The organism is Aquirufa sp. (assembly GCF_044239315.1).
In the GTDB taxonomy this organism is placed as follows: domain Bacteria; phylum Bacteroidota; class Bacteroidia; order Cytophagales; family Spirosomataceae; genus Aquirufa.
Map to the genome: position 1 here is coordinate 46,470 of NZ_JBIIBQ010000008.1, position 13,122 is coordinate 59,591.

The 13,122-nt window shown below is 40.1% G+C and carries 9 protein-coding genes; 3 read left to right on the forward strand and 6 right to left on the reverse strand.

Going from position 1 to position 13,122, the window contains the following annotated elements; all coding sequences use genetic code 11:
• Nucleotides 1–88 precede the first annotated feature (88 nt).
• Together ACILP5_RS04445 and ACILP5_RS04450 are read left to right on the forward strand one after the other, a co-directional pair.
• Nucleotides 89–1,027 carry a GDP-L-fucose synthase family protein gene (locus ACILP5_RS04445; RefSeq protein ID WP_395617493.1) on the forward strand — a complete coding sequence of 313 codons (939 nt, stop codon included), beginning with the start codon at nucleotides 89–91 and terminating at the stop codon, nucleotides 1,025–1,027.
• Nucleotides 1,027–1,764, forward strand: a complete 738-nt coding sequence (locus ACILP5_RS04450) for a class I SAM-dependent methyltransferase (protein ID WP_395617453.1) — start codon at nucleotides 1,027–1,029, stop codon at nucleotides 1,762–1,764. Before ACILP5_RS04445 ends, ACILP5_RS04450 begins: the two co-directional genes overlap by 1 nt.
• On the opposite strand, the gene ACILP5_RS04455 is transcribed toward ACILP5_RS04450, so the two are convergent.
• From ACILP5_RS04455 to ACILP5_RS04470, 4 genes are read right to left on the reverse strand one after another with little or no spacing between them, the layout of a single operon-like run.
• Complete coding sequence (locus ACILP5_RS04455; RefSeq protein ID WP_395617454.1) at nucleotides 1,761–5,660, reverse strand: S8 family serine peptidase; 3,900 nt, start codon at nucleotides 5,658–5,660, stop codon at nucleotides 1,761–1,763. The two genes, ACILP5_RS04450 and ACILP5_RS04455, sit on opposite strands and share 4 nt — an antisense overlap.
• Nucleotides 5,661–5,678: 18 nt before the next feature.
• On the reverse strand, nucleotides 5,679–6,266 hold the full coding sequence (locus tag ACILP5_RS04460) for a ribonuclease HII (RefSeq protein WP_395617455.1): 588 nt from the start codon (nucleotides 6,264–6,266) through the stop codon (nucleotides 5,679–5,681).
• Complete coding sequence (locus ACILP5_RS04465) at nucleotides 6,267–7,604, reverse strand: dihydroorotase (protein WP_395617456.1); 1,338 nt, start codon at nucleotides 7,602–7,604, stop codon at nucleotides 6,267–6,269.
• Nucleotides 7,597–9,606, reverse strand: a complete 2,010-nt coding sequence (locus ACILP5_RS04470; protein ID WP_395617457.1) for an OmpA family protein — start codon at nucleotides 9,604–9,606, stop codon at nucleotides 7,597–7,599. The genes ACILP5_RS04465 and ACILP5_RS04470 overlap by 8 nt, the downstream gene beginning before the upstream one ends.
• Before the next feature lie 130 nt (nucleotides 9,607–9,736).
• On the opposite strand from ACILP5_RS04470, the gene ACILP5_RS04475 reads away from it, so the two are divergent.
• Complete coding sequence (locus tag ACILP5_RS04475) at nucleotides 9,737–11,326, forward strand: pseudouridine synthase (protein ID WP_395617458.1); 1,590 nt, start codon at nucleotides 9,737–9,739, stop codon at nucleotides 11,324–11,326.
• A 129-nt stretch (nucleotides 11,327–11,455) separates the two neighbouring features.
• Here the strand turns inward: ACILP5_RS04475 and ACILP5_RS04480 are convergent, their stop codons facing one another.
• Nucleotides 11,456–12,349, reverse strand: coding sequence for a helix-turn-helix domain-containing protein (locus ACILP5_RS04480; RefSeq protein ID WP_395617459.1), 894 nt, complete (start codon nucleotides 12,347–12,349; stop codon nucleotides 11,456–11,458).
• 353 nt (nucleotides 12,350–12,702) lie between these two features.
• Nucleotides 12,703–13,113, reverse strand: a complete 411-nt coding sequence (locus tag ACILP5_RS04485; protein WP_395617460.1) for a hypothetical protein — start codon at nucleotides 13,111–13,113, stop codon at nucleotides 12,703–12,705.
• Nucleotides 13,114–13,122: the final 9 nt, after the last annotated feature.

A 13,122-nucleotide genomic window follows, 5' to 3' on the forward strand; every position in this document is an offset into this window, starting at 1 on the left:
TTTCTTAAAACTACGAATTAAACTTATTACCTGAGAGACTTTATGTATTTTTGCAAGGATTATTTTATAGCCTTAGTTGAATCATTCATTGGAAAAACAAGCAAAAATATATGTAGCCGGGCACCGAGGTATGGTGGGGTCGGCTATCGTTCGGAAGTTACAAAGTGTAGGTTACACGAATTTGTTGTTAAAAACCTCAGCGGAATTAGACCTACGTGATCAGGTAAAAGTAGCCGAATTCTTCGCCACTGAAAAACCAGATTATGTGTTTTTAGCGGCAGCTAAAGTGGGTGGGATTGTGGCAAACAACACTTATCGCGCTGATTTTTTATATGAGAATTTGGCCATCCAAAACAACATCATTCATGCTTCTTTCGTCAATAAAGTGAAGAAATTGCAGTTCTTAGGCTCTTCCTGTATTTACCCTAAATTAGCACCTCAACCCCTGAAAGAGTCCTATTTGCTAAGCGGTTATTTGGAGGAAACAAATGAGCCATATGCCATCGCAAAGATCGCTGGCATCAAGATGTGTGAAGCCTATCGGGCACAATATGGGTGTGATTTTATTTCCGTGATGCCTACGAATTTGTATGGACCTAACGATAATTATGATTTAGAAAACTCCCATGTCTTGCCAGCAATGATTCGTAAGTTTCAAGAGGCTAAAGAACGCGGAGATGCTTCGTTGACACTTTGGGGAAGTGGTGCACCCATGCGTGAATTCTTACATGCAGATGATTTAGCGGAGGCCTGTGTTTATTTGATGGAAACCTACAGCGATGCTGAACTTGTGAATATAGGAACTGGAATCGATGTAACGATTAAAGAATTAGCTGAAACTGTGAAAGAAATAGTAGGCTTTAGTGGTGTTATCCAATGGGATCGCACAAGACCTGATGGCACTCCGCGGAAGTTAATGGATGTATCTAAATTACATTCTTTAGGCTGGAAACATAAAATCGAATTAAAAGAGGGTATTTCACTGGCCTACCAAGATTTCTTAACGAATGTAAGTATTCGCAAATAATGGAGGGAAAGGAGTGGTTTAGTACCTGGTTTGATTCCCCTTATTATCATATTCTCTATGCGAAACGAGATGAAAGTGAAGCAGCAAAATTTATTGCCTCCTTACAGCAAAAATTAAACTTAGCTTCTGGTTCTCGTGTATTGGATGCAGCCTGTGGCAAGGGTAGGCACGCGATTACATTAAGTCAATTAGGTTTTTCGGTGGATGCATTCGATCTTTCACCTACTAATATTGAGGCCGCTCAAGTTTTTGAAACTCCAGACCTTCTTTTTTTTGTACATGATATTCGGGAGGCTTTACCGCTCCAAAATGAATACGATGCCATTTTTAATTTCTTCACCAGTTTCGGTTATTTTGACAATCGAATGGATAATCAGAAAGCCTTTAACACATTCGCTGGGGGCTTGAAAAAAGGGGGAATACTCGTTCTTGATTTCTTTAATCCCACCTATGTTTTATCAAATTTAGTCTCCTCAGAAACGGTTGATCGTCAGGGGATAGCATTTCAAATCAAACGTTGGTCAGACGCTGGCTACCTGTATAAATCGATTGATTTTACAGACAAGGGTACAGCCTATTCCTTTGTTGAAAAAGTGGAGTTAGTCTCTAAAAACGATTTTCTAGCGTATGCTGCCCAAGCGGGACTTCAACTTGTTGATTTCAAAGGAAGCTATTCGCTAACTTCCTTTGATGAAATCAACTCGCCTAGAATGATTTTTATTTGGTCAAAAAACTAGTTTTTTGTGAATTTGATGGAAACCGATTCCTCTAATTCCGGAAAGCTAAGCACATAGTTTCCTCTATTCAGTTTTGAGACATCTAATTTGATTGCAAAATTCTCCACAACAATCGTTTCTTCTTGGATGATCCTTCCTTGAAAATCACTAATGCGTATTCGGTAGTTCGATGCTACATAATTTTTAGGGAGACCTACTGTTAATAAATGATGGGTCGGGTTTGGATAAGCATACATATTCGAATTAGGATTATCCAAAGTGGTAGCTAAAATAATTACCCCCAACGAAGCTGAGGTGAGGCAACCATTCGCATCTTTCAATCTAACTTTATAGGTTCCATTTGCAGTGGGCTTATACGTAGTTGTGGTGGCACCCGTAATGGCAACATCGTTAAAAAACCATTGAATTTCTGTTCCTGCTGAAGACGTCAAAATACCTTTATCAAAGGAAATTGTTGGCTCCACTGGAGTGGTTGTTGTAATGGCGCTCACGGCTGAAACAACTGGACACGTCCCATTAAAGCTGGCATTTACTTGGTAATTTCCTGAAGTGCTAACCTCTAATTTATTGGTAGTTTCTCCACTGATAGTTACACCATTTTTCAACCATTGATACGTTGGATTTCCAGAGGCAGCTGTTGCCGTAATTGTTAATTTTTCCCCGACACATAATTTCGAAGCACCCGTTGGGCTAACGGTAATTACTGGGCTAGTTCCCGTGGTAACAGCCACCTGAACTCTAGGGCTTGGACAGGCATATGATTTGAATTTCATGCCATATAAATAGTAATAGCCTGATTGAATTTCACCATCATTAAATAGAGCTCCTGTTAAAGTTAAGACTCCAGGAATCGTGTAGGGATAACCAATATTTGTAACAGCATTTACCGTGTCGGCCTTTGTTCGATTACTTCTAAAAATAGAAGCCCCATTTGAACAGACATGTGATAAAATGTAGTTTCCTGCTTTAGGGAATGGTAAATTGAGGACAACGGTTTGGCCAGGGTCTGTTTTATCGTCAATTAATTGGCTGTTCACAGTAGTGGAATTAGATTGGGTTCTAGTGGCGACCAAATCTTTACTAATTGAGGCAATTAATTCCCCCGTGTCTTTATTAAAAATACCGAAAGTGACCGTTCCCGAAGTTCCAATGTATACTGTCGCACTTTCAAGAATAGTAGGTTGTGATACTACAAAGATGGGTTCTGGTCCAAAATTCGAATAATAAGTACCACCACCAAAATCTGATTTTGTTGCTGGACCTACTGTTCCGCTAAAGTTGTTAAATGCAGCAAAGAAGGTACCAGAGTTTGTCGTTTTCAAGGTTGATCCTGAGCCAATTAAATTAGTACCATTATACCATAATGGGCTACCATTCGTAGCAGAAAGTGTTATTTCTGTTGAATTAGCACAAATGGTGCCCGTAACAACAGGAGGCGCTGGACTACTTATGGTAACGGAGCTCGTGACAAGGTCGTTCGTTGCATTTTGATCGCCTGTCAGTTGGCTGCTTAGTTGAAGCGAGTACGTACTGCCAGCTACCAAGGTCATATTTCCTGATAAGATAACATCTGCTTCTCGATTGGAAGCCAAAGCACTGACAACACCTGTAGCTGTGCCTACTAAAGTAGTACCATTTTTGACCTCTAATTTGACAGAAACATTTGTTTGAGTTGCAGAACCTACATTCTTAATTCGTGCATTGAAGGTAGTATTCCCTGCACTTGCGCAAAAACTTTCTGTTGATTGTGATACTGAAATAGCACTGAAATCTTTAGATGCTTGTACGATTTGAATGGAATAATCTTTTGTTTCACCTGAGCTAATAGTGCCACAAGATGGAGCTAAATTAGATCCTGATCCATTTTCAATTACCCAGCGTAAACGGTAGAAATCATCTTGTTTTAAAGTGCTTGGAATTTTAATATTGCCAGTTGCGCTTGCAACAGAGGTGTTTTGTGAGTTATATAATTCCTCTCCACTATCCGCAAAATCTCCATCTTGATTCCAATCAGCGAATAGCTTAACCTGCCTAGCACTCGTATTTTTAAAATTAAATCTAGCGGCGATATTCTCACCTAGCTCAGCTTTAAAAACAGGATTAAGTCCTGTAGAGTCTTTAGCAGTACCTAAGCTAAACGTTTGTAAGTTACTTGTGCTAGTGGTTGGAGCAAGGTTGCAATAAGATGAACCTCCTATTCCAGACACCACTACTCCAAAGCTCTGAGGAATATTGTTTTTTAATACTCCTTTTTGACTAACCGTTAAAGTGAAACTTTGACCTGGTAATGGATTATTTATCAAGATTTGTTCCACATTGTCACGGATATTATCAGCAGCAACAGGCAATGCCTCAGGGGTGGCAGGGTTTAGTGTAAAGGGGAAGAAAGTGGACGTACCACTTGTTAATCGAATATCTAGATCGTTTACCAGTCGAGGAGTTCTGTCATTTAATTGAGATGAAGTGCTAGCCTCTGGATCTGTCCAAGCGAGGGTGGCTTTCAATGGTCCCTTACCCGAACTAATTAGCGTATATGTTTTTGTCTGACCTTGAATCAAACTACTTTCAGTCAATAAATGCGATCCACTTTTATTTTGAACAACCTCGGCTGCTTTATCTATCTGTATTAATCCATAGCCTGTTTTATAGTCAGGGCCAGGGGTTTCCATGTCTAATGCGGTATGAATAGCAATCGCTTTCAATGTAGAGGAAAGCATAAAGGTATTTTTATTTAGACGATTGTATAATTGTTGAATTAAATAAAGAGATCCAGCTGCCTGAGGAGTAGCCATGGAGGTTCCACCTTTTGTTGAATAAGCTTGGTCGTTTGCAACACCTGTAGAAAACATATTTGTTCCGATGGCCATGACATCGGGTTTAATTCTACCGTCGTCTGTGGGTCCCCAACTTGTAAAATTTGAAATGCTCACTTCAGATGCCTTCGTAGGGATTAATGAACTTAGGTTTGCAGCCCCTACGGTTAAGATATTTTTGGCAGTTCCGCTTGTAGAAATAATATCATAGCCATCATTTTTTGCTCTGGCTACATTAGAAGAGTCAGTGGTGGATGTTTTCAAGAAATAATATTCTCCCGCGGCAGGTCCATTTTCACTTCTACTATTTCCGGCAGACTTGAAGATTAAATAGTTAGGGCTATTGTACGCAATTTTGTCCCAGGCTTGTGCGTTTGTTTCATAGAGGCCAAATTTGACATCCTCAAAAGTGCTTACCGCATCATTTCCCCACCATTGCCATTTTTTCTTCGTTTCATCGTACGTCCAACCTGCCTGATAGCCATAGGAGTGATTACTTATTAATAAAGGAGATGAAGAGGAAGCTGTACTCATTTCGGAATTATCGTTCGTAAAATCCCAAACCTTTAAATCAGCTTCATAGGCCATTCCTTTTGCATTTGGGCTAATTCCCGCTGCCACCAAAGTTCCTGCTACGTGCGTGGCATGATCACTCGTTCCAGAACTAGTCTGATTAGGTTGCATACTCGCACGTCCTCCAAATTCCTGATGCGTTGTTAATATGGCTCCTCCATCCCACATGCCTAGTTTGCCTTTGAGTGAATCTGATTTACCTGTTAACCCTAAAGAAAGACTTCCACCGGGGTAAAGCAGATTTGTTTTGGTCATTTTAGCCGCTTGGCTATTTGATTCTGTGCGTATATAAAGGGCTTCGCCAATTTCTGAAAAACCCTGGAAAGTAAGAACTTTACCTTCTCCTAGTGTTCGAGTAAGTGGTATTCCTCTTTTTTTAGCTATCTCTTGCGAGGCATGGTAAATAGAATCCTGTTCTCTACCAAATCGCAAAGCGCGCTCCTTTCTGAAGTCATCTTGTGCGAAGGTGGAGAAACTCAAAAGAAAAATGAGTAATATGTGAAATTTCATATTAGCGAATTTACAGAATTATTTTATTTCTACTTTAAACGTTTTTCGATGTAAAATTGTTAAACCTTTTTCTAATATGGCTTTTCGATGTTGCAGTGTGGGATAGCCAGCATTTTTTTCCCAGCCATAGCCGGGGTGTTCTTGAGCCGCTTTTTCCATGAGTTCATCGCGGTGGGTTTTAGCTAAAATGGAGGCAGCCGCAATAGAAAAGTATTTTGAATCCCCCTTTACAATGCACGTATGTGGAATGAGTGGGTAGCTATAAAATCGGTTGCCATCCACTAATAAATGTTCAGGACGATGTGTAAGTTGATCCACCGCTAAGTGCATCGCTAGAATACTAGATTTTAAAATATTGATTTCATCAATTTTTTCAGCACCTACCTCCGCTACAGCATAATCGATCGCATATTCCTTTACCAATCTTTTTAATTCATTGCGCTGGCGCAAGCTCATTTGCTTCGAATCCGTTAAAAAAGGGTGATGAAAATCTTTAGGTAAAATAACGGCTGCAGCCACTACTGGACCGGCTAAACATCCTCTTCCGGCTTCATCTAAGCCGGCTTCTAGTCCTATTGGAGAATAAAAGGGTAGTAGAGCTGACATTTATCTTTCAAACAATACTCTTTTTCCTTTAACGGACTCATTGAATACACCTTTTGAATAAGCTAAATGCCCTGATACAAATGTATGTTCAATCGAAGCGGATAAGGTTTGCCCTTCTAGGGGAGACCAGCCGCATTGGTAAAGGATATTATCCTTCGACACGGTCGTAGGTTTGTTTAAATCTAGAATGGCTAAATCCGCCCAATACCCTTCACGGATGTATCCACGTTCTAGTATTTGGAAACAATCTGCGACAGCATGTGCCGTTTTTTCGGCGATAAGTTCGAGGCTTAAATGACCTTCTTTGGCCAAATCAATCATCAACAACAAAGGATGCTGCACTAAGGGCAAACCAGAAGGCGCTTTCCAAAACTCTTGTGATTTCTCTTCCCAGGTATGCGGCGCATGATCCGTTGCAATTATATCTAATTCCCCAGAAATCAATGCTTTGCGCAAAGCCGTCTTGTGACGCGCGTCTTTAATGGCGGGATTGCACTTAATCTGATTTCCTAACGTATCGTATTGTGCCGCATCGAACCATAAATGGTGGACACAAACTTCTGCGGTAATGCGTTTGTCTTTCACTGCTTTACCCGTCTCAAACAAAGCTAATTCCTCCTCCGTCGAGATGTGAAGAATATGCAAACGGGTATTGTTTTTCTTGGCTAAATCTATTGCCATTGAAGAGGACAAGTAACAAGCTTCCTCATTGCGGACCAATGGATGAATATAAGCGGGGGCATTTTCTGGGTATTTTTCTTTGAAAAGTTCTGTTCGTGCACGAACGGTTGCTTCATCTTCGCAGTGCGTTGCGATTAACATTTCGCAGCTAGAGAATAATTTCTCCAAGGTCTGCGCATTATCAACAAGCATATTTCCTGTGGAGGATCCCATGAAGATTTTCACTCCGCATACATCACGGGGATTTGTCTTTAAAACTTCCTCTAAATTATCGTTTCCAGCCCCCATGAAGAAGGAGTAGTTTGCCAAAGATCCGGCTGCCGCAATCGCGTATTTATCTGCTAATAATTCCTGTGTTAATGCATTGGGAACGGTATTGGGCATCTCCATAAAACTAGTCACACCCCCAGCTACTGCTGCGCGTGCTTCGCTCGCAATCGTTGCTTTATGCGTTAAGCCAGGCTCTCTGAAATGCACCTGATCATCTATCATACCAGGGAAAATATGCTTTCCACTGAGATCTAAGATGAACTCATCTGGCAGAGGAGTCATGTCAGGAGCGATTTTTGAAATTCGTCCGTTTTCTATCCTAAGATCTGAATGTATTATCTTGCCTTCGTTGACGATTTGGCCATTCTTTAAGAGAAATTTAGTCATTGAGATCTGTGATTTTAAATTCTGTTCGGCGGTTTTCTTGGTGCGCCTCTTCACTACAATCAACCCCATCGGTACAGCCATTGATTAATTGTGATTCTCCATACCCTTTAGCTTTGATTCTATTGGCGCTTATTCCGTGATCGATGATGTATTTCACAGCAGAGTCAGCTCTTCTTTGGGATAATTTTAGGTTATAGGATGCAGAAGCGCGTGAATCTGTATGTGATCCAAGTTCGATGGAGATTTCTGGATTATCTTGTAAAACTTGAACAATTTTATCTAGTTCCAGTGCTGCATCCGGTCGAATAACAGCCTTATCTAAGTCGTAATAGATAGGATTAACTCCAAACATAGCTCCTAATTCTTCTCCTATTTCTGCAACTCCCAAGGTGATTTTATGGTCAAATGTGGTATCCGTTAATTCTTTTTTCAAAAGCTGTTTAGGAATCTCTTTTCCATCTAACAAAAACTCACTCCGTTTAGTCAAGAATTTTTCTTTACTCGCATTAAAACTGATTTGGTCAGCGGGGTTTAAGTCGATGATGGGTAAAAATCCTTTGGCATCACTATACAGTACAGGCTGAATCTCCCCATTGCGTTTAATTCCCACCTTTGCGTTCGCAATAGGCTTGTTTCGGCTGTTTAGAATTTGTGTTCGCAAGTGGTATAAAGCTACTTTAACTGGCTCCTTGCTCTCTACAATAGCGGTTTCATTTGACCACCAACGATCCTCAGAATTAGTTGATTGAAAGAAATAAATATCATCATCTCCTTTTCCCCCGGTTCTATTTGAGCTAAAATAGCCTTGGTTGGTATCAGATAAAAATAGGCCAAAATCATCTCCAGAAGAATTCATAGGAACACCTAAATGTTCAACTTGAATCTCGTCATCACTACGCGTGGCAACAAAAATATCTAGGCCACCTAAACTAGGATGCCCATCTGAAGAGAAAAAGAGCTTGCCATCCTCTGATACATAAGGGAATATTTCGTTTCCACGTGTGTTGATACTAGAACCTAAATTAATAGGCTTTCCGAACCGACCCGAGTTATCCATTGGAGCCCTATATAAATCCAAGCCACCTTTTCCTCCTCTGCGATTCGAACTAAAATAGAGGGATTTCCCATCGCGCGAAAATGACGGGCTTCCGTCCCAACCTAAGGAGTCAGAAATAGGCAGACGCTCTGGTACTGACCATGTTCCGTCTCTTAAAGACGATATATACAGATCTACATCAGGGGAAGGGTCTTTACTTTTTCCGGAGTTTCCTCTAGCAAATACCATCGTTTTTCCATCTTTCGAAAAGGCAGGCGTACCCTCATTGGCATTGTCATCTAAAAGAGTAGAGCTAAATACCTCTAATTGTTCAATTTCAGTAGGACTTTTTAATTTAGCCTTGTACAAACCTAGATAAGGGAGCCCATTGTTTTTGTAAATCAATGGTTTTTTTGAACTAGTTATTATAAGTTCCTCCCCATTTTTTATCGGGCCAAATTCTGCCTGTTTCGTATTCCCGACCAAGCCCTGAATTTTAACTGGGCTAGGATTTTTAGTGTATTCCTCGACAGAGGAAAGGTTTTCTAATTCAATTTCTGCTTTGATAGCATATTCACGGGAACTTGGTTTACTGGCAATAAAGTCCTGTAGGTATTTTTTGGTTTCGGCGTATTTGCCGTTTGCTTTAGCGGAATAGGCTAAATGTAAATTAAGAAGTGGATCTTGATTCCCCTTTTCCTTTGCTATCAAATAGTAAGGCCCTGCAAATTGAATGCGATTCGAGAGACGATACGATTCCGCCACCAAATAATTCGTTTCTGCTATCCTGTAATTTCGATCTGCTAGCGGTTTTACATCTCGAATTGTCCATTCATATTCTCCTAATTCGAAATTTTCTATGGCTGTTTTAAATAATCGGGCATCAGAATTACAGGCATTTAGCAGTCCCACTATCAGGAAAAGATAGAGGTAAGTGGTTGGTTTAAATGGCTTTATGTGGTTCATAGCTGAGTAAGCGAATATAAAAATAAATACAAAACCGATTATATTCTGTACCTTTGCCTAAATTTCGACAATCGAAAGCAAGATGACAAACGTTCGTCGTCTTTTATTCCAGCAGTGATGTTGTACAACCATGAGAAAAAGAATTTCAAACGACGATAACCGTCGTGACAGCCGACCATCAGAAGGTCGTGCATCCACAGGAAGATCTGAATTTAGATCTACTGGCAGATCAGAAGGCAGATCTTCAGGAGGCCGTGATTTTAACGGCCCACGTAATGACTCAGGAGCTCCTCGCGAGTTCAGAGGGCCTCGTAATGATTCAGGTGCCCCACGTGCACCACGTTCAGAATCATCCAATCGTTTTTCATCAGATCGCAAGCCATACAATTCAGAAGGTGGAGAGCGCAAGCCTTATCAAGGAGGAGATCGTAAACCATTCAATCGCGATAACCGCGAGGGTGGCGAACGCCGTTCATTCGGAGACCGCAAGCCATTTGATGGAGAGAGAAAACCTTATCAAGGAGGTGAGCGAAAGCCTTATCAGGGTGGCGAAAGAAAACCATTCAATCGTGATAACCGCGAGGGTGGCGAACGCCGTTCATTCGGAGACCGCAAACCATTTGATGGAGAGAGAAAACCCTATCAAGGTGGAGAGCGCAAGCCTTTTGGCAGAACTGAAAATCCAACACGTACACCGTATAAAGGAGATAATCGCTGGGATCGCAATGCTGCTCCTAAGGTAGAGGGGTCGGAAGAATCGACTACGCCGCGCGATGAGAATCCAACAGCACGCATTGAGCGTCGCTACGAGGAGCGCACAGAGCGTTCTGCAGAGCGTGGCGAACATCCAGAGGGCAACCGTAATCCACGTTATTCAGACCGCGAGACCTTTAAAAGTCGTTCGCGTTTCGATGCAGGTCCTGCATTCGAACCTCAATATAAATTAGATCGCTACAAGGAGCGTGCTCCGGCCAAGATCCAAAAGAAAATCGCTCAAACCGATCGTCGTTCAGATGAAATACGTTTGAATCGCTACATTGCAAACGCGGGAATTTGTTCTCGTCGTGATGCGGATAAATTAATCGAAGCGGGTGAAATCAAGGTTAATAACAAGGTGATCACAGAAATGGGATACCAGGTGAAGCCGACGGACATCGTGAAATACGGTAACCGTAAATTGAACCGCGAAAAACCCGTTTACTTATTATTAAATAAGCCAAAAGACTTCTTAACAACTACCGACGACCCGAACGATCGCAAGACCGTAATGGAACTCGTAAAGAATGCAACAGAATCGCGCATTTACCCGGTGGGACGTTTGGATAGAAATACAACCGGTTTATTGTTATTAACCAATGATGGCGAATTAGCTGATAAATTAACCCACCCATCTAACGAAATCGAGAAGATTTACCAGGCGGAATTAGACAAGCCTTTGACAGATGAAGATTTCGAAAAAATCAAGGAGGGTTTAACCTTAGAGGATGGTGAAATTAAAGTAGATGATATTGCCAAAGTCACTCCAGACGGTTATGTCATCGGTGTTAAAATTCACTCCGGCAAAAACCGAATTGTTCGTCGTATTTTCGAACACCTAGGTTACGAAGTAACAAAACTAGATCGCACCACATTCTCAGGATTAACGAAGAAAGATCTTCCACGCGGAAGCTGGAGATTCTTGACCGAGAGGGAGCTGGTGAAGTTGAAGTATCTACTTTAGTCGAAGCGAGGCTTCGACAGTCACCAGTCGAGAGTTAAAAGTCGCGACTTCGTCGCTTAGTCATCGCTTCGCGATTTAGTCTGCTAGCGACTAGCGACTAGTGACTAACAAAAAACCCGCTGAAGAAATTCAGCGGGTTTTTTGTGCTAAAAACTCACTTGGCGTACATTTCATCTGCTTTTTAAAGGCAGAATTAAAGGTCGCTTTATTGACAAAACCAGCCTCCATTGATAGTGATTCTAAGGTATATTTTTCTAAGTAATCCCCTTTCATTTTTTCAATGATATAGTCGATACGATGCAAATTAAGAAAATCGGTGAAGCGTTGATTATAATGATTGTTGATGATAAAAGATAAGTTTTTAGCAGGGATTTCAAGAATAACGGCAAGCTTATTGATATTTAAATTTGATTGCAGGAAAATTAAATCCGTCTTAAATGCCTCTTCGATTTTATGAATCTCCTTAGCATACATATTTATAATTAGCTCTTTATCTTCTTTTGAAATCTCGGAATTAGTGCCATTTTTTATTGACGTTATGAACGGAATTCCATACAATACTTCTGGATTAAGCAATAAATAAATACTAAAACAGAAAATGCTCGATGAAGTTATTAGTAGAGATAAATTTATTTCATTTCCATTTATTTGATTACTATATGCAAGTAAACCCGAAGATATAATCATGCTTACAATCGAAATAATTCTAGAAATAACAAAGAATTTCAGCCAATTAATAACTGATTTTAAGTGAAGTTGAGGTACAAAAAAATGGTTATTTTTTTGAGCAATTAATATGAGTCTCAATTCAAAAAAATGGTAGGTCAATCTTTGAAAAAGATGAAAATAATGAAATATTTTTTCTGGAATAATTCCATCATTTGAAGTGTAAATTGATGAAAAATTGGCCACTACTTTTTTAACTAGCAAGGCCTTTTCTGGTCCTGAAATAAAATAAAATGGCAGATAACTAATGGTGAAAATGACGAATGGAAGAAGGTGTAATAAATCTAAATAGGCCATTTTTTTCTCGTTTTTTAAGACAGAACGGACGTACAGAAAACTAATTGGCGCAAATAGTAAATTTAAAGGGGCGGCAGTCTTATACAGGAAAGGTACCTTTATAATTTCCCCCGAAACAATCAGCAAATATGCCGTAATGCAATAAGCATAGACGATCATTAAAAAAGCTAATAACTTAGTGGAATAAGGCTGGTGGAGATTTTTTTTATATAACAGCAGATAAGCCGTTATCAATGAGCAAAATATACTACCTAGAAAAAAAATATTTGACATTTAGAATAGAAATGAATTCCAAAAGTTCAAATATAGGCAGTCTTTTAGAATTAATTCACCTAAAATGGCATTTGTTAGAATTATTCCACTACTTCAAATTCTTGAGTTACAAGAATGATTGCAGCCTCTTGTTTGGTATCAGTGATGATGGCGGTATTTTTTCCACTGGTCAGAGCGATTTTTTTAGTTTTAGTTCCATCCGCCAGAAAAGTCATTTCATCACTTGTTCCATTAAATGTGTATTTTAATTTGATACCATTGGTTGGGATCGTTCCGTTAAATTTGACAGAAATAGCAACAGCATAACTGGTAGCAGGATTGATACAACCTCCAGCCTCGATGGGATTCCCATTTTCATAAACAAAACTGATATTAGTCGAAACTAAGGAGGTATTTTGGGAAGTAGGAGTAACAGGAATTGGCTCGGGAGCTTCTTCTTTTTTGCAGCTTACGAAAACAAAGGAGAATAGTAGAAAGAAAAGTAATCTCACGAGCTTTAT